Annotated in this window: 15 protein-coding genes; 10 read left to right on the top strand and 5 right to left on the bottom strand. The window is 42.2% G+C overall.

Features of this window, described 5'->3' with window-relative positions:
- Window positions 1–45: 45 nt before the first annotated feature.
- Both pruA and ACA086_RS10500 read left to right on the top strand, forming a co-directional pair.
- Complete coding sequence (pruA, locus tag ACA086_RS10505) at window positions 46–1,674, top strand: L-glutamate gamma-semialdehyde dehydrogenase (protein ID WP_371003263.1); 1,629 nt, start codon at window positions 46–48, stop codon at window positions 1,672–1,674.
- A gap of 159 nt (window positions 1,675–1,833) precedes the next feature.
- The gene (locus ACA086_RS10500) at window positions 1,834–1,962 is read left to right on the top strand and encodes a hypothetical protein (RefSeq protein WP_371003262.1); all 129 of its coding nucleotides are present in this window, start codon (window positions 1,834–1,836) and stop codon (window positions 1,960–1,962) included.
- Here the strand turns inward: ACA086_RS10500 and rsmG are convergent, their stop codons facing one another.
- Window positions 1,963–2,598 carry a 16S rRNA (guanine(527)-N(7))-methyltransferase RsmG gene (rsmG, locus tag ACA086_RS10495; protein WP_371003260.1) on the bottom strand — a complete coding sequence of 212 codons (636 nt, stop codon included), beginning with the start codon at window positions 2,596–2,598 and terminating at the stop codon, window positions 1,963–1,965.
- A 119-nt stretch (window positions 2,599–2,717) separates the two neighbouring features.
- On the opposite strand from rsmG, the gene ACA086_RS10490 reads away from it, so the two are divergent.
- Both ACA086_RS10490 and ACA086_RS10485 read left to right on the top strand, forming a co-directional pair.
- Window positions 2,718–3,821 (top strand): fatty acid desaturase, encoded by a 1,104-nt coding sequence (locus tag ACA086_RS10490; protein WP_371003259.1) that lies wholly within the window; start codon window positions 2,718–2,720, stop codon window positions 3,819–3,821.
- A gap of 12 nt (window positions 3,822–3,833) precedes the next feature.
- Window positions 3,834–5,018: a pyridoxal phosphate-dependent aminotransferase gene (locus ACA086_RS10485; protein ID WP_371003258.1), complete on the top strand. Its 1,185-nt coding sequence runs from the start codon at window positions 3,834–3,836 to the stop codon at window positions 5,016–5,018.
- 5 nt (window positions 5,019–5,023) lie between these two features.
- Here ACA086_RS10485 and ACA086_RS10480 read toward each other — a convergent pair whose 3' ends face one another.
- Both ACA086_RS10480 and trkA read right to left on the bottom strand, forming a co-directional pair.
- Window positions 5,024–6,514 (bottom strand): TrkH family potassium uptake protein, encoded by a 1,491-nt coding sequence (locus tag ACA086_RS10480; protein WP_371003257.1) that lies wholly within the window; start codon window positions 6,512–6,514, stop codon window positions 5,024–5,026.
- 1 nt (window position 6,515) lies between these two features.
- A complete protein-coding gene (trkA, locus tag ACA086_RS10475; RefSeq protein WP_371003256.1) occupies window positions 6,516–7,865 on the bottom strand; it encodes a Trk system potassium transporter TrkA in 1,350 nt (449 codons plus the stop codon).
- A gap of 232 nt (window positions 7,866–8,097) precedes the next feature.
- Between trkA and ubiE the strand changes: the two genes are divergently transcribed.
- Together ubiE and ACA086_RS10465 are read left to right on the top strand one after the other, a co-directional pair.
- Entirely contained in the window at window positions 8,098–8,826 is a 729-nt protein-coding gene (gene ubiE / locus ACA086_RS10470; protein ID WP_371003255.1) for a bifunctional demethylmenaquinone methyltransferase/2-methoxy-6-polyprenyl-1,4-benzoquinol methylase UbiE, read from the top strand.
- A gap of 4 nt (window positions 8,827–8,830) precedes the next feature.
- Window positions 8,831–9,529 (top strand): porin family protein, encoded by a 699-nt coding sequence (locus ACA086_RS10465; RefSeq protein WP_371003254.1) that lies wholly within the window; start codon window positions 8,831–8,833, stop codon window positions 9,527–9,529.
- 1 nt (window position 9,530) lies between these two features.
- Here the strand turns inward: ACA086_RS10465 and ACA086_RS10460 are convergent, their stop codons facing one another.
- The gene (locus ACA086_RS10460; protein WP_371003252.1) at window positions 9,531–10,259 is read right to left on the bottom strand and encodes a TrmH family RNA methyltransferase; all 729 of its coding nucleotides are present in this window, start codon (window positions 10,257–10,259) and stop codon (window positions 9,531–9,533) included.
- Window positions 10,260–10,283: 24 nt separating this feature from the next.
- On the opposite strand from ACA086_RS10460, the gene ACA086_RS10455 reads away from it, so the two are divergent.
- From ACA086_RS10455 to accD, 3 genes are read left to right on the top strand one after another with little or no spacing between them, the layout of a single operon-like run.
- Window positions 10,284–12,869, top strand: a complete 2,586-nt coding sequence (locus ACA086_RS10455; protein ID WP_371003251.1) for a BamA/TamA family outer membrane protein — start codon at window positions 10,284–10,286, stop codon at window positions 12,867–12,869.
- A 59-nt stretch (window positions 12,870–12,928) separates the two neighbouring features.
- Window positions 12,929–13,996 (top strand): class II fructose-bisphosphate aldolase, encoded by a 1,068-nt coding sequence (gene fbaA, locus ACA086_RS10450; RefSeq protein WP_371003250.1) that lies wholly within the window; start codon window positions 12,929–12,931, stop codon window positions 13,994–13,996.
- Between the two features lie 37 nt (window positions 13,997–14,033).
- On the top strand, window positions 14,034–14,894 hold the full coding sequence (accD, locus tag ACA086_RS10445) for an acetyl-CoA carboxylase, carboxyltransferase subunit beta (protein WP_371003249.1): 861 nt from the start codon (window positions 14,034–14,036) through the stop codon (window positions 14,892–14,894).
- 40 nt (window positions 14,895–14,934) lie between these two features.
- Here the strand turns inward: accD and ACA086_RS10440 are convergent, their stop codons facing one another.
- A complete protein-coding gene (locus tag ACA086_RS10440; protein WP_371003248.1) occupies window positions 14,935–15,795 on the bottom strand; it encodes a hypothetical protein in 861 nt (286 codons plus the stop codon).
- Between the two features lie 166 nt (window positions 15,796–15,961).
- Between ACA086_RS10440 and rpsO the strand changes: the two genes are divergently transcribed.
- On the top strand, window positions 15,962–16,231 hold the full coding sequence (gene rpsO, locus ACA086_RS10435; RefSeq protein ID WP_371003246.1) for a 30S ribosomal protein S15: 270 nt from the start codon (window positions 15,962–15,964) through the stop codon (window positions 16,229–16,231).
- Window positions 16,232–16,306 lie beyond the last annotated feature (75 nt).

Raw genomic sequence — 16,306 nt, 5'->3', positions numbered from 1 at the left:
TTCTTTTAGTACCTTTGCATGATTTTAAACTAAACTATCTAAATCATGGGTAAAGGATTTTTTCAGGTACCAATAGCGATTAATGAACCGATAAAAAGCTATGCTCCCGGAACTCCGGAAAGGGAAGCGGTTCTTGTACAATACAAAACATATTACAACGGAAACGAAGACATTCCTCTTTACATCGGATCCGAAGAAATCAGGACGGGAAATACCAAACCCCTCTCTCCTCCCCATGATCATAAAAAACAGGTAGGTGAGTACCATCTTGCCGAAAAAAAACATGTAACTCAGGCTATTGAAACAGGATTGGAAGCAAGGGAAGCATGGGCAAACCTCAGCTGGGAGCAACGTGCAGCAATTTTCCTTAAGACAGCTGAATTAGTTGCCGGACCCTACAGGGCTAAGATCAATGCTGCAACAATGATTGCCCAGTCGAAAACCATACATCAGGCTGAAATTGATGCGGCCTGTGAGTTTATCGACTTCCTTCGTTTTAATGTGGAGTATATGTCTCAGATCTATCAGGAGCAGCCCGATTCTGCGGAAGGGATCTGGAACCGGGTAGAATATCGGCCTTTGGAAGGCTTTGTCTATGCCATTACACCATTCAATTTTACGGCCATCGCCGGAAATCTTCCTGCAAGTGCGGCGATGATGGGCAATGTAGTGGTCTGGAAACCCAGTGACAGTCAGATCTTCTCAGCAAAAATACTCGTAGACGTATTTAAGGAAGCAGGCTTGCCTGACGGGGTGATCAACGTAATCTACGGAGATCCGGTAATGATCACAGAGACCATCCTGTCTCATCCCGATTTTTCCGGACTTCATTTTACCGGATCTACTGATGTCTTTAAAAGTTTATGGACACAAATAGGAAACAACATCCATACTTATAAAACCTATCCCCGAATTGTTGGAGAAACCGGAGGGAAAGACTTTATCCTGGCTCACCCGACAGCGAAACCAAAACAGGTTGCGACAGCTATCGTCCGCGGGGCTTTTGAATTCCAGGGACAGAAATGTAGCGCAGCTTCAAGGGTGTATCTGCCCGAATCCACCGCGGAAACTATTCTTGCAGAAGTGAAGAAAGACCTTGCTTCTTTTAATGCTCCGGGCTCACCTGAAGACATGAAGAACTTTATTACTGCTGTTATTCACGAAGGGGCATTTGACAAACTGGCATCCTATATCGATAGGGCAAAAAAGGACAAGGAAGCATCCATTTTTGCCGGTGGCGGATACGATAAGTCGAAGGGTTATTTTATTGAACCCACAGTTATTTTAACTACCGACCCGCATTATGTCACTATGGAAACAGAATTATTCGGGCCTGTAGTTACCGTATATGTATACAAGGATGAAGACTGGAATGAGACGCTGGGACTGGTTGATACAACATCCCCATACGCCCTTACCGGTGCAGTGATGTCTACGGATCGTTATGCTATTGAACAGGCAACCAAGGCCTTGCAAAATTGCGCCGGAAACTTCTACATCAATGATAAACCTACAGGAGCTGTTGTAGGACAGCAACCCTTTGGTGGAGCCCGAGCCTCAGGAACCAACGACAAGGCAGGTTCTGCTCAAAACTTGCTTAGATGGGTTAGCCCCAGACTGATTAAAGAAACCTTTGTTAGTCCGGAAGATTATCGATATCCATTTATGGGATAAAAACAGAATCCACTTATAACTAAACCCCTAAGGCGTTGATTATTAGGGGTTTTTTTATTTAAAATTTGAAATATTTATAAAGCTGAGATACTTTTAATGTAAAGTTAACGTTAATTTAAAGTAATTTTTTTGTAAATTTATAAAATAAAATCAATTCGTATGAAGAATTCAGTTGCCATTAACAATTCTCAGGGAATGATTATGTCGAAATTCAATCGCCTCTACCAGGCAATAAAAAAGTACGCCCGAAAGTGCAGATATTGTTATCTCTCCATGCTAACTATGTAGTTATCCTTTATATTTCAAAGGCAGGTAAACGACCTTCTTTGATATAAAAAAGTCCTCTGAAAAATAATCGGAAAGATCAAAGATCTGTGTATTTCTGTAGGTCTTTAATTCCTCTGTTAAATCCCCCCCTTTTAAATACAGAATGCCATTCTTCAGAGAGTGACTCGATTCCTTTTTTATTTTTCCTCTCACCCAATGCACAAATGTTGGCATGGCAGCTACAGCTCTACTCACAATAAAATCAAACTGAAGCTGAAGTCCTTCAACACGCATATTTTTTACCGTGACGTTTTGTAATCCCAATCCATCTGCCACTTCCTCAACTACTTTAACTTTCTTTCCAATGGAATCTACCAGGGTAAACTGAGTTTCAGGGAAGAGAATTGCCAGTGGTATTCCCGGAAATCCACCGCCCGTACCCACATCGAGGACCTGCGCTCCGGGAAGGAAAGACATCACTTTGGCAATCCCCAGTGAATGCAACACATGTCTCAGGTAAAGCTCATCGATGTCTTTACGTGATACCACATTGATTTTTTTATTCCAGTCCTGGTAAAGTTCACCTAAATTCTCGAATTGTTGTTGCTGTAAAGCCGTAAGATCAAGGAAGTATTTTCTAATTAAAGTCGCATCCATATAAGGTGATTTCCTGACCAAAAATACCACAATTCAAATCACTTTTTAATCTAATTTTATGACATGACGGGCATTAAATAGCAACATATTACGTTATCTTTACGGCTTTTAGTACTATTATGGAGAATCAAACAATTAAATTTTCAAGAAAGGACTCAGCCAAATTCTTCAGGACCCTTAATAAACGGGTCAATGATTATTTCGCAGAGAACAATTTAAAAAAGACCGGGAACTGGCGGCTGCACCTTAAAACCGCTGTTATGTTTTCCCTTTTTCTCGCACCTTATTTTCTAATCCTGACATTAAACCTGCCCAACTGGGCTAACCTATTACTTACGATTACTATGGGAGTTGGTATGGCCGGCGTAGGGATGAATGTGATGCACGATGGCAATCACGGTTCCTACTCAACCAAAAAATGGGTAAATAAACTCATGGGCAGCAGTATATACATCCTTGCCGGAAATGTATATAACTGGCAGGTACAACACAATGTACTGCATCATACCTATACGAATATCCACAATCACGATGAAGACCTCGAAGCAGGTCGGGTATTACGCTTTTCCAAACATGCGAAATGGCACCGATTTCACAGATTTCAACATTTCTATTCTGTATTACTATACGGCTTACTTACCTTTAACTGGGCCATTACAACCGATTTTATGCAGATGTACAGATACACTAAAAGGAAGTTGTCATATGGCAAGTTTCCAAACCCCTTCCTGAACTGGAGTGTATTACTTGCTACAAAAGCAATATATGTCACCATCTGGATCGTCCTCCCAATGATATTTCTGAATATTGCCTGGTGGAAAATCCTTCTCGGGTTTTTTATTATGCATTACGTCGCAGGTGTTATTCTCAGTGTTGTATTCCAACTGGCACATGTGGTGGATGAAGCAGAGACCCCCTTACCTGAGAAAGACGGATCAATGAAAAACACCTGGGCTATTCACCAGTTGTTTACTACAGTAAACTTTGGAACCAAAAATAAGATTGTCAATTGGTTTACCGGCGGACTCAACCATCAGGTTGAACATCATATCTTCCCTAACATCAGTCATATCCATTACACAAAAATCTCCAAAATTGTGAAAGAAACGGCTAAGGAGTTTAATTTGCCTTATAATGAGTATAAAACTACCAGAAAAGCCATAATTTCGCACTTCAGACATTTAAAAGAACTGGGGAAAAATCCACAGTTGCAGTTTCAATAAATTTTATCCGCAATGAGCAACCCACTATCCGATAGAATCAACAAATTATCTACTTCGGCCACCCTTGCTATGGCCGCCAAGGCCCGGGAACTCAGAAACGAAGGCAAGGATATCATTGGTCTTAGCCTGGGGGAACCCGACTTTAATATTCCTGATTTTATAAAAGATGCTGCCAAAAAGGCTATAGACGAAAATTACAGCAGCTATTCTCCGGTAGACGGATATGCGGATCTTAAAAAGGCCATTTCAGAAAAGTTTAAACGAGATAATGCCCTCACCTACTCTCCTAATCAGATTGTTGTCTCTACAGGAGCAAAACAATCCCTGGCCAATGTAGCCATGGTTATGCTCAACAAAGGGGATGAAGTGATCCTCCCAGCTCCTTACTGGGTAAGCTATAGCGATATAGTCCAACTTGCAGAAGGGACTCCGGTTGAGGTACCGACTTCTATAGAAACCGATTTCAAAATGACACCTGAACAGCTAGAAGCTGCGATTACGCCAAAGACAAAGATGCTTTGGTTTAGCTCTCCCTGTAATCCCAGTGGTTCTGTTTACAGCGAAGAAGAACTGAAAGGGCTTGCGAAAGTTTTGAAAAAGCACCCGGGAATTTTCGTTGTATCGGATGAGATCTACGAACACATCAATTTCAGGGGAAAACACTCCAGTATTGCCGCCATTGAAGGAATGTATGACAGGACTATCACCGTAAACGGAGTTTCCAAGGCCTTTGCCATGACAGGATGGAGGATTGGCTATATCGGAGCCGCGGATTGGATAGCTAAAGCATGTACAAAATTTCAGGGGCAAATTACAAGTGGTGCCAACGCAATAGGTCAGCGCGCTACTATCGCCGCATTGGAAGCTCCCGTAAGCAGGATACAGTTCATGATTGACAAATTCCGGGAGAGGCGCGACCTTATTCTGGGCCTTCTGGGTACGATTGACGGATTTAAACTGAACGTACCTGAAGGAGCCTTTTATGTCTTCCCGAATATTTCAAGTTATTTTGGAAAGGAGTTGAAGGGTGTCAAAATCAATAATGCTTCAGATTTTGCCATGTACCTGCTGGAGCACGCCAATGTAGCAACAGTTACCGGTGAAGCCTTTGGCAACCCTGATTGCATCCGGATATCCTATGCTGCCTCTGAAGCCGAGATACGCGAAGCCGTAGACAGGATAAAAAAGGTTCTTTAAGCCTATCAGGTTTTCTTCCAGAAATATGGGGTCATCAGGATAAGGACAGTAAAAAGCTCCAATCTTCCTGCCAGCATCAGAAATCCACACCACCATTTTCCAAGTTGGGGTAAGCTGTTAAAATTGTTCAACGGACTAAGGGTGCCAAAAGCGGGGCCAACATTCCCCAGGGAAGAAGCAGCCCCTCCAATGGAAGATTCAAAATCGAGTCCTAAAAAACCCAACACCAGCGCGCCTATAATAAACAACAACATATAAAGCACAAAGAACCCGATGACGTTATAGACCACATGCTCGGTGACCGTCTTTTGATTAAAACGCACAGGGATAATCGCATTGGGATGCAAGGTCCTTTTAAATTCGAGCAGACCGTTCTTGATGATCAGGATATGCCGCATGATTTTAATACCTCCTGCAGTAGATCCGGCAGAACCTCCAATAAACATTAGTCCGAAGAAGAAAACTGTAACAAAAGGTGTCCAGGCTGTAAAATCGGCCGTAACAAAACCCGTAGTTGTTATTACGGCTACCACCTGAAAGAGGCCATGCCTGAATGAGCTTTCTACATTACCCATAACCATGGGATGATAATCCGAGACTGGCACTTCAGCCTTAAAATAAATTACAAGACCAACCGCTAGGACAAAGATCCCCATCAGTATGGCGTAGAATTTAAATTCCTCATCCCTGAGTACCTTCTGGATTTTCCCCTTAAAAGCAAAATAACTCAGGACAAAATTACTTCCGGCCAGAAACATAAAAAAGATAACGATGTATTGAATCAGAGGCTGGTTATTCCAGTAAGCCAGACTCGCATTTTTGGTGGAAAACCCTCCGGTGGATAATGTAGCAAGGGAGTGGTTGATCGCATCGAAGAACGACATTCCTGCCAATTTCAATAACAGGGTTTCGGCCATTGTATAGCCAAAATAAATCAACCAGAGACGTTTAGCGGTATCTGTAATCCTTGGATGTAGTTTGTCTGCGTTTGGCCCCGGGGCCTCAGCGGCGAAGAGCTGCATCCCCCCTATTCCCAATAATGGCAATATGGCAATGGCAAGGACAATAATTCCCATACCCCCAATCCAGTGAGTAAGACTCCTCCAGAAAAGAATCCCTTCCGGTAAAGCTTCTATATCATCAATAATAGATGCTCCTGTGGTTGTATAACCCGACATGGTTTCAAAAAAGGCATTGGTAATATCCGGTATGGCACCTGAAAACAAGTAGGGTAAAACGCCGGAGGCCGCCATAATGATCCACCCAAAGGTTACAATGATATACCCTTCTTTCCGGCTCACTTCTTTTTCATGGCCTCTGGTGAGAAACATGGCCATTACTCCAAGCATCATGGTAACAATCGCCGCCAGGGTAATATCCAGGGTTACACCGTCCTGATAGATGCCACTTACGAGGGCCGCCAAGAGCATAAATCCTCCGTTGCAAAGTAAAAGGAGGCCCATGAGGTGCAGGATGATTTTCGTGTTAAACCCCATTTTATAGAAATAAGCGTTCAATTTTCTGGATCGCCTGGGGCAGGCAACAAACCACAACCCGGTCACCGGCTGCAATTTCAAAATCCCCCAGGGCTATCATACCCAGACCGTTTCTTATAACCCCGCCAATAATGGCATTTCTTGGAAAATCGAGGTCGCGAATGACTTGCCCGTTCATTCTCGATTCTGGTTTTACCTCAAATTCAAGTATTTCGGCATTGAGGTTGTTTAGTCGTGTAAGTGCCACTACCTCTCCCTTTCTTACATACCGAAAGATATTGTTGGCTGCCAGAAGTTTTTTATTGATCAGTGTATCGATACCTATTGATTGCGACAACTGAAAGTAGTCCATATTTTCAACTAGGGCTATCGTCTTTTTTATATTCTTAGATTTAGCCACCAGGCAGGACATAATATTGGTCTCTGAATTACCCGTCACCGCTATAAAGGCATCCATCGATTCCAGGCTTTCCTCTTCCAGCAATTCCACATTCCTGCCATCTCCGTTAATCACCAGGGCGTTGGGCAGAATATCGGCAAGATCGAATGCTTTTTCCTTGTTCTTCTCGATTAGTTTTACATTGAATTTCTTCCCGCAAAGATCCCGGGCCGCTTTAAATCCAACCTTACTGCCTCCCAGGATCATGACATTCTTCATGGCCTCCTTCTTCTTCCCGGTAAGTTTGTACAATTCATCAACTCCCTTTCGGTCCGTAATGAAATAAACCTGATCATCGGCTTTAAAGACCGAATCCCCCCTGGGGATCAGGGTGAATTGTGTTCCACTGCGCTGCATGGCAATGGGCATAAAATGCAGTTCAGGGAATATAGAAGCCGCTTCCTTCACAGATTTTCCCACAAAGGGTGCGCTTTTAGGCAGAGAAACCCCTGCCATAATCAAGGCACCATCTTCAAACTCATAGGTGTCGTGGAAGGCCGACTGATGTAAAAGAAGTTGTATTTCTGAAGCAGCTAATTCCTCGGGAGAAATGAGTTCATCTATCCCTAGTTCAGGGAATTTGATCATTTCCCGGTGATCCAGAAATTCAGTATTCGAAATTCTGGCAATGGTTTTTTTACATCCCATTTGTTTGGCTAACATACAGAGTGTAATATTGGTCGTTTCCGAAGAAGTGACCCCAATTACGAGATCTGAGCCCTCAACTCTGGCTTCCTGGAGAATAGAGACCGAAGTAGCATCTCCTCTTAATACCCTAATATCCAAGTGGTTGTCGGCATATATAAGGCTTTCCTTATGAGTATCGATTAAGGTGATATCCTGTGATTCATAGGAAAGTAGTTTCGCCAAATGGAACCCTACTTCGCCAGCTCCAGCAATAATAATCTTCATAAAAAAATAAGGTCTTTAAACATATTATACAGATCGTCTAGGAAGTTCTATTTTGATCTATAAGCCACGGCACTTACCTAAGGAAGAGTTGCATGGTTTGCGAGGCAAAATTACACATTTTTATTGCAAACCTATATATAGGGAGATGAGATTCTGATTAGAAGGCATACTTCTTCTCATTGCTAGCTGGTAAACTTCAACTATATGCTATCTTTGCAGGAAAATTGCTGTAATGCCGCGGAACGTAACACCATACAAAGATTCATCACAGGGCAAGAAGGAGCAGGTGACCACTATGTTCGACGCCATTTCTGGTGAATACGACGGCCTGAACAGGGTTATCTCTTTCGGGATCGACGTGAAATGGCGAAAAAAAGTAGTCGGGATATTAAAAACGAAATCCCCCGACAAAATCCTGGATATAGCTACCGGTACGGGAGACCTGGCCATCAATCTGGTGGAAACAGGAGCTTCCAGGATTGTTGGTCTCGACATTTCCAGGGGGATGCTGGAGGTTGGAAAAACAAAAGTTGTTCGGAAAAAATTAGAAGGAAAAGTAGAAATGATAGTTGGCGACAGTGAAAACCTCCAATTTGAAGATGATAGTTTTGATGCCGTAACAGTGGCTTTCGGGGTTCGCAATTTTGAAAATCTGGAGAAGGGCCTGGCGGAAATTTATAGGGTTCTGAAACCAAAGGGTACGCTGGTGATCCTGGAAACCTCGGTGCCAACGAAAACACCATTTAAACAAGGGTACAAGTTCTACTCCAAATATGTTCTGCCTTCTATCGGTAAAATTTTCTCTAAAGACAGATCGGCATATCAGTATTTAAGTGATTCTGCTTCGGTATTTCCCCATGGCCGCGAATTCAACAATATTTTAGGGAAAATCGGGTTTATAGGTATGGAGAATAAGCCCCAGACATTTGGGGTGGCCTCCATTTATATCGCCTCGAAGTAAATTTATGAGAAGATTCACCATTCTACTGGCACTGTTCCTTTGTACATCGGGTTACGGAGTATTTGCACAGTTCAATGAAAGACCCATCCTCAATTTAGAAAATGAAGATAAGGCCTTGCTGAACTGGGGGTATTTCCTCGGCTTTAATCAATATGATTTTAAGTTTGAATACACCAACGACCTCCAGGACATTCTTGTTGATAAGACCATGGGATTTAATGTGGGCCTTATCGGTGAATTGAGATTGCACGAACACCTTGATCTTCGATTTGAACCAGGTTTGTATTACGGCACGAGAACACTTGGATTCCCTGGTTTTTCAGAAGCAAATGATGCTATCAGAGAGGTAAAATCGACCTATATTAACTTTCCCCTTTTACTGAAAGTAAGCACTAAGAGAATTGGAAACTGGAAACCCTTTCTTGTAGGAGGTTTTTCGGCCTCCCTCAACCTGGGCAGCAATGAGGACAGCCTTGATGACAACAGCAGCGGAACCTTTAGAATGAAAAGTCAGGTTTTTAATTACGAACTGGGGTTTGGGATCGATTTTTACACCGAATATTTTAAATTCTCACCTTCCATACGGGGTGTGTTTGCCATAACTGATGAACTGGTTCCGGATAATGACCCATCGAGTCCCTGGACGGCTAATATCGATGCCTTGCGCACACGCGGAGTCTTTGTAAACTTTACTTTTGAGTAATTCAGCTATCCCTTCTTCGCAGTTCACTTAAAAATACGGCAGTTGCTGTAGCCACATTGAGACTTTCTGTTGTACTTTTCCCAAATTGAGGGATACTTACCTTTTTCTCCAGTACTGCGCACACTTCGTCTGAAATTCCATGGGCCTCATTCCCCATAACCAAAATCCCACTTGTCGGCCAGTTGAGTCCATAGACATTTTCCCCTTCCATATCCGCCCCATAAACCGGTAAACCTGATTTTATTAACAGGGGTTCCAGGGGTGTATAAATTATATTTACACGGGCGATGGACCCCATAGTTGCCTGCAGAACTTTAGGGTTATAGCAATCTACAGTATCTTCCGAACACAACAGTTGCCGAATTCCGAACCAATCGCAAAGTCGAATAATGGTTCCCAGGTTCCCCGGATCTTTCACTCCGTCCAGAGCGATTGTCCATTCTTCCATGACCGCTTCAGGAGCTTTAGGAATCCGAAAAACTGCCAGCACCTTGTTTGGGGTTTTGAGTCCGCTCATCCTTTTGAGATCCGATTCACCGATAATTTCAAATGAAGAGAATTCGGAAGGCAGCAGTTCCGGCTGAGTAGTGAAGACCCCTTCGGCCTCCAGATCAGTTTTTAATAACTCATTAACCAGTTTAACTCCTTCAGCCACGAACAGGCCATTTGCCTTTCGGTACTTTTTTAGTTGTAAGCTTTTTATAAACTTTAATTGACTTTTACCAACCATCCAAATAATGTATTTTTGGTACTTATGAATACCCCCTTTCCTCTTAAAGGCATCGCTGCTAAAATAGGTATCTTCCTGCTTATCGCGCTGCTTTCCTCCTGTAATACATTAAAAAGGGTTGGGGAAGACGAACTTTTACTCACAAAAAATACGATTCTCGTCGATGGCGAAAAGGTTCTGGACGAAGATATTAAAAGTCTTATCGTTCAGAAACCCAATACCCGCGTTTTGGGGTATCCACTGCGCCTTAATCTCTACAATCTGGCTAAAAAGGATCCAGATTCCACCTTCCAGGCATGGCTGCACAAAAAACCCGGAAGGGAAGAACGACTGGCCAATCTCTTGTCACAAAAACAGGTCGACGCATTGGGGGAATCATTTTTCGTCAAAGGATACAGCGAATGGTTAAAGAAAATTGGAGAGGCACCGGTGGTTATCGATACTTCCAGAGCAAGAAAAACGCTTCAGAGATTGAATTCTTATTATGGGAGTAAGGGATATTTCAACAATTCAACAACCTTTAAGATCAGGGAAGAAAAAAGGGAGCAAAGGGCAGCAATCGATTATAATGTTACACTGGGAAAACCCTTTTATATCGATTCTTTATCCCGAAATATAGCCTCTCCGGCAATCGATTCTTTATACCAGCGCACCAGGGAGAATTCCTTTATCAAGGAAAAGAAGCAATTCGATCTTACCGATTTTAACAACGAAAGACAAAGGCTTACCGAATTGTTCAGGAATTCGGGTGTATATAATTTCCAGGAGAGCTCCATCACCTATGATATTCTTCGCGATACTACTGAGATAAGGGACGATCAGCAGATGAACGTAGAACTCAATATAGATAACCTGCGAAAACGAAGCGATACGGCGATAACCACTTCAGAATATAAGGTATTTTCTTTCGAAAAAATTAATATTTATGCCGATTACGAATTTGGAGATGAGACAGAAACGCTGCAATCTACCGAATTTGAGAATTACACAATTTACTTTAAAGAAAAATTAAGGTACAAACCCAAGGCTCTCACCGATGCCATTTTTTTTGAGAAGGACAGTTTATACAGAGATCTGGATAGGCTCAGAACCTATCGGCAGATCACCAATCTCAACACCTTTAAATATCCCAATATCCAGATTCTCGAAGACAGTACACAGACCAAACTCATTTCCAATATTTTTCTAACAGCAAGACCAAAATATTCCCTGGGTCTTAACCTGGATATTACACACTCCAACATTCAACGCCTGGGAATCGGGTTTAGCAGTTCCCTTATTACCAGAAATGTATTTGGAGGTGCAGAAACTTTAAGTCTCTCTGCGAGGGGAACGTTCGGTCTTTTAAGTGACACTTCCCTTCCAGAGGATTTTTTCTCGGAAGTCGGAGCGGATATCAACCTTACCTTTCCCAGGATTTGGTTTCCCTTGCTGAACACCAAGCGTATTATTCCCAATTTTATGCTTCCCAAAACCAGTATTTCTGCAGGTACAAGCTTCCAGAAAAATATCGGTTTGGACAAGCAGACTCTTAATTCTATTCTAAGGTATGGCTGGGTTCCGAATACCTATAAAAGGAATTCACTTGAATTGTTAAATATCCTCTATGTGAGGAATGTTAACCCGGATCGATTTTTTAATGTTTATACCAGTACATATGAGTCACTCGATGACATCGCCGACAATTATGAGGACGATCCGGTCCTGGCCGATTTCTTTGATTCTACAGATGATCCGGATGATCCTAACCTGATCATCCCTGAAGGAACAACCGGTTTTACCCAGGCAGTCCTCGACGGGACTATAACGACCGATACCGATGATTTCATCGATGTGAGCCGGATTGAAGAACGCAGAGACCGACTCACAGAAAACAACCTGATATTTTCGAGCAACTACACCTTTACAAAGAATAATAAGGGTGGAATCAACGATAATAGTTTCTACCAGTTCAGATTGAACCTGGAAAGTGCTGGAAACCTCCTGTCTGGCTTGTCATATGTGATTCCCTTCAACCAAAATGACAATGACAATCTGCTGGTTTTTGGCGTTCCCTATTCCCAGTATGTAAAAACTGAATTTGATTTTATCAAGCATTGGGATCTCAGCAGGTCGAACGTTCTGGCATTCAGAAGTTTCCTTGGGGTAGCCATTCCATATGGAAATTCTGAAAGTGTTCCTTTTGTACGAAGTTACTTCGCAGGTGGCTCAAATGACAACCGGGCATGGTTTCCGTATTCCCTGGGTCCTGGAAGTTCAAGTGATATAAACGACTTTAATGAAGCAAATCTAAAACTGGCCTTTAACCTGGAATACCGTTTTCCAATCGTGGGAAATATCAAGGGTGCTTTGTTTGCGGATGCTGGAAATATCTGGAATGTTTGGGACAATGTTGATGATCCCGCCAAGACTTTCAGCGGATTCGAATCCCTTGCCGATATTGCCCTGGGGACAGGTTTTGGTCTTCGGTACGATTTTACCTATTTTGTATTCCGGGTCGACACCGGATTTAAAACATATAATCCCGCTGAAGTACAATCAAAAAGATGGTTCAGGGATTATAATTTTAGCAATGCGGTCATACAAATAGGAATCAATTATCCCTTTTAGACCTAATTATTTTATTACTTTTGCCCGAGTAGGCTAACACAAAAATCAAACTAAAAACTATGTCCCACAATATAAAACCGGGTGTCGCCACGGGCGATGAAGTTCAGAAAATCTTTGCATATGCCAAAGAAAAAGGATTTGCGCTACCCGCCGTCAATGTTACCGGTTCAAACACCGTCAATGCTGTTCTGGAAACTGCTGCAGCCCTTAATTCTCCTGTGATCATACAGTTTTCGAATGGAGGCTCTCAATTTAACGCCGGGAAAGGACTTTCGAATGAAGGTCAGCAAGCAGCCATCAAGGGTGCAATTGCTGGAGCCAGACATATTCATGAACTGGCAGAAGCTTATGGTGCTACCGTAATCCTTCATACCGATCACTGCGCCAAAAAATTACTTCCCTGGATTGATGGTCTTCTGGATGCAAGCGAGGTTCATTTTAAGGCTACAGGTAAATCTCTCTTTAGTTCACATATGATCGACCTTTCAGAAGAGCCCCTCGAAGAGAATATTGCCATCTGCAAGGAATATCTTGCCCGAATGAGCAAGATGAATATGACACTGGAGATCGAACTCGGGATAACAGGTGGAGAAGAAGATGGAGTAGATAACACCGACGTTGATGACTCCAAACTCTATACACAACCAGAGGAAGTGGCATACGCCTACGAAGAATTGTCTAAAGTGAGCCATAGATTCACGGTTGCAGCTGCCTTTGGAAATGTACATGGCGTTTACAAACCAGGCAACGTAAAACTCACTCCTAAAATCTTAAAGAATTCTCAGGAGTACGTCACAAAAAAATACAATGTGGAACACAACCATATCGACTTTGTCTTCCATGGTGGATCGGGTTCTACAGTAGAGGAAATCAGAGAAGCTATCGGATATGGTGTAATTAAAATGAATATTGATACCGACCTTCAATACGCCTTTATGGAAGGGATTCGTGATTACTTCAAGGGGAAAGAAGGGTATTTACAATCTCAGATCGGAAATCCGGACGGAGATGATCAACCCAACAAAAAGTATTACGATCCTCGGGTGTGGCTTCGCGAAGGTGAAAAAACATTTGTGGAGCGCCTGAAAAAGGCTTTCGAAGATCTCAACAATGTGAATACCCTATAACTTTAAAGGTAGTTCTGATATTAAAAAAGAAGAGACTATGACGGCTTGGTTTAAACGAAAAGAGAAAGGGATACAGACTGCTACAGAGCAGAAGAAAGACACTCCTAAAGGACTTTGGTATAAATCACCTACGGGAAAGATAGTTGAGTACGAAGAGCTCGCAAAGAATTTTTATGTGAGTCCGGAAGACGACTACCATGTAAGGATAGGAAGTCAAGAATACTTCGAGATTTTGTTCGATGACAATAAGTTCACTGAACTCGACCCCAAATTGAGTTCCAAGGATCCCCTGAAATTTGAAGACACAAAGAAATACGCAGATCGCCTCAAAGCTGCACAGAAAAAAACCGGATTAAAAGATGCTGTGCGAACAGCCATGGGAAAATCTAAAGGGAACGACCTGGTTGTGGCTTGTATGGATTTCAGTTTTATCGGAGGTTCCATGGGAAGCGTTGTTGGAGAAAAGATTGCAAGGGCCATCGATATGGCAATAAAGAAAAAGGTACCGTTTGTGATGATTTCCAAATCAGGGGGAGCTCGAATGATGGAAGCTGCCCTCTCATTAATGCAACTGGCCAAAACTTCGGCAAAACTCGCACAACTTGCGGAAGCAAAGCTACCTTATGTTTCTCTTTGTACGGATCCTACAACCGGAGGAACTACTGCTTCCTATGCCATGTTAGGGGACATCAATATTTCAGAGCCGGGCGCATTGATAGGGTTTGCCGGTCCGCGGGTCGTGAAAGAAGCAACGGGTAAAGACCTTCCCAAGGATTTCCAGACAGCTGAATTTGTCAAGGAACACGGCTTCCTGGATTTTATTGTCCACCGCAGCGAATTAAAAAATAAGATCAATCTCTATCTTGACCTGATACAAAACAATCCGGTAAGGAAATAAAAAAAGCCCTGAATCATCAGGGCTTTTACTTTAACAGATCTTAGTTTAAGAATCTTCTCAGGAATATCTCCTCTGTTGTTCCGTCGGGATAAGTAAGTAGACCCTTGGCATCACAGCTTCCATCTCCAAAGTCGAGACTAGCCGTTGCATCATTTCTTGAAATATTCAATATCCCACTTACAATGAATCGGCATGCCAATTCTCTTCTCAGAGGAGTTACTGTCTCTTTTACAAAGACATTCCCCAAAGGTCCGGTAAAAGTACCTTTTCCGGAAATAAGGTAAACATTATCTCCCCAGAAGCCAGTACCGTATCCTTCTATCCATTCTCTGGTTCTTTCACCAGTAAAACTAGCGGTATCGCCGTTAGGCCAGGTAGCAGAGAAACTAGCATCCGCATCAGACTGAGGATTTCCCTCCTCATTGGCTCTCATTCTAAGGATAGAGGCCGAGCCTTCAATGGCAACACTGTTAAAGGTAAAATTCTCTAGTGACAAACTCAGGGTCTTTGTAGCCATTTCCATATCCTTGGCATAGCTGAGGTAAATAATTCCACTGAGCACATTTCCATTGGGCAATTCACACCCTTCCCCGAAATCAATGGTGCGTTCTTTTGTAGTTGAAGTAATTACCGTGGTAATGGTCACACAGTCTGGAAGAAAATCAGAATTATATGAAAATTTGGAAGTGGCAAGGACTTCATCAGCCATATACACGTCTTCTGCAATATTCATAACTTCTTCCGAGATCATTTCTGTTTCATCACTGACCTTCAGTTCAGCCACTTCAAAGGTTTCTTGTTCCACAAATGGAGTTGATTCCTCCTTGTCACAGGAAATCAATAAGGTTGTTGCCAGTAGCACAACACCTGCATAGTTCAATGTTTTGAGACTCTTTTTCATAATGTAGTTTTTAAAGATTACCCATCTAAGACCAATTTCTTTAAGAAAGGTTTAACGTATGACCAAAAAATATTTGTACACAGCTCTTATTATTAAATTATTACTATCTTTGCGCCTCGATTGAAAATCAATCAGATACATAAAAATCATTAAATAAAATATTGGCATGTATTTAACCAAAGAAGTGAAGAAAGACATCTTCAAAAAGTACGGAGGGGACGAAAACAACACGGGTGCAACAGAGGCTCAGATCGCCTTATTCACCCATAGGATAAATCACCTTACCGGTCATTTAAAAAACAACCAGAAAGATTTCAATACAGAAAGATCTTTGGTGAGATTAGTGGGAAAAAGAAGAAGCCTGCTCGATTACCTTAAAAAGAAAGATATTGAAAAATATCGCGAATTAATTAAAGATCTGAATATCAGAAAATAATGGAAATGGGGAAGTTAAGCTTCCCCATTTTTTAATTTTCAGGGCCCTGAAAAGGGCTACATTAAAAAGCTTACA

The organism is Muriicola sp. E247 (assembly GCF_041358175.1).
Classification (GTDB): Bacteria; Bacteroidota; Bacteroidia; order Flavobacteriales; family Flavobacteriaceae; genus Muriicola.
The sequence above is the reverse complement of the archived record's forward strand: the minus strand, read 5'-3'. Positions and strand labels throughout refer to the sequence as shown.

Excerpts from the sequence above, each read along its gene's own strand:
- ACA086_RS10485 (WP_371003258.1), top strand. The coding sequence starts at position 3,834 with ATGAGCAACCCACTATCCGATAGAATCAACAAATTATCTACTTCGGCC.
- ACA086_RS10480 (WP_371003257.1), bottom strand. The coding sequence starts at position 6,514 with ATGGGGTTTAACACGAAAATCATCCTGCACCTCATGGGCCTCCTTTTA.
- fbaA (WP_371003250.1), top strand. The coding sequence starts at position 12,929 with ATGTCCCACAATATAAAACCGGGTGTCGCCACGGGCGATGAAGTTCAG.
- pruA (WP_371003263.1), top strand. The coding sequence starts at position 46 with ATGGGTAAAGGATTTTTTCAGGTACCAATAGCGATTAATGAACCGATA.
- accD (WP_371003249.1), top strand. The coding sequence starts at position 14,034 with ATGACGGCTTGGTTTAAACGAAAAGAGAAAGGGATACAGACTGCTACA.
- rsmG (WP_371003260.1), bottom strand. The coding sequence starts at position 2,598 with ATGGATGCGACTTTAATTAGAAAATACTTCCTTGATCTTACGGCTTTA.
- ACA086_RS10460 (WP_371003252.1), bottom strand. The coding sequence starts at position 10,259 with ATGGTTGGTAAAAGTCAATTAAAGTTTATAAAAAGCTTACAACTAAAA.
- ubiE (WP_371003255.1), top strand. The coding sequence starts at position 8,098 with ATGCCGCGGAACGTAACACCATACAAAGATTCATCACAGGGCAAGAAG.
- ACA086_RS10440 (WP_371003248.1), bottom strand. The coding sequence starts at position 15,795 with ATGAAAAAGAGTCTCAAAACATTGAACTATGCAGGTGTTGTGCTACTG.
- trkA (WP_371003256.1), bottom strand. The coding sequence starts at position 7,865 with ATGAAGATTATTATTGCTGGAGCTGGCGAAGTAGGGTTCCATTTGGCG.
- ACA086_RS10465 (WP_371003254.1), top strand. The coding sequence starts at position 8,831 with ATGAGAAGATTCACCATTCTACTGGCACTGTTCCTTTGTACATCGGGT.
- ACA086_RS10490 (WP_371003259.1), top strand. The coding sequence starts at position 2,718 with ATGGAGAATCAAACAATTAAATTTTCAAGAAAGGACTCAGCCAAATTC.
- ACA086_RS10455 (WP_371003251.1), top strand. The coding sequence starts at position 10,284 with ATGAATACCCCCTTTCCTCTTAAAGGCATCGCTGCTAAAATAGGTATC.
- ACA086_RS10500 (WP_371003262.1), top strand. The coding sequence starts at position 1,834 with ATGAAGAATTCAGTTGCCATTAACAATTCTCAGGGAATGATTATGTCG.
- rpsO (WP_371003246.1), top strand. The coding sequence starts at position 15,962 with ATGTATTTAACCAAAGAAGTGAAGAAAGACATCTTCAAAAAGTACGGA.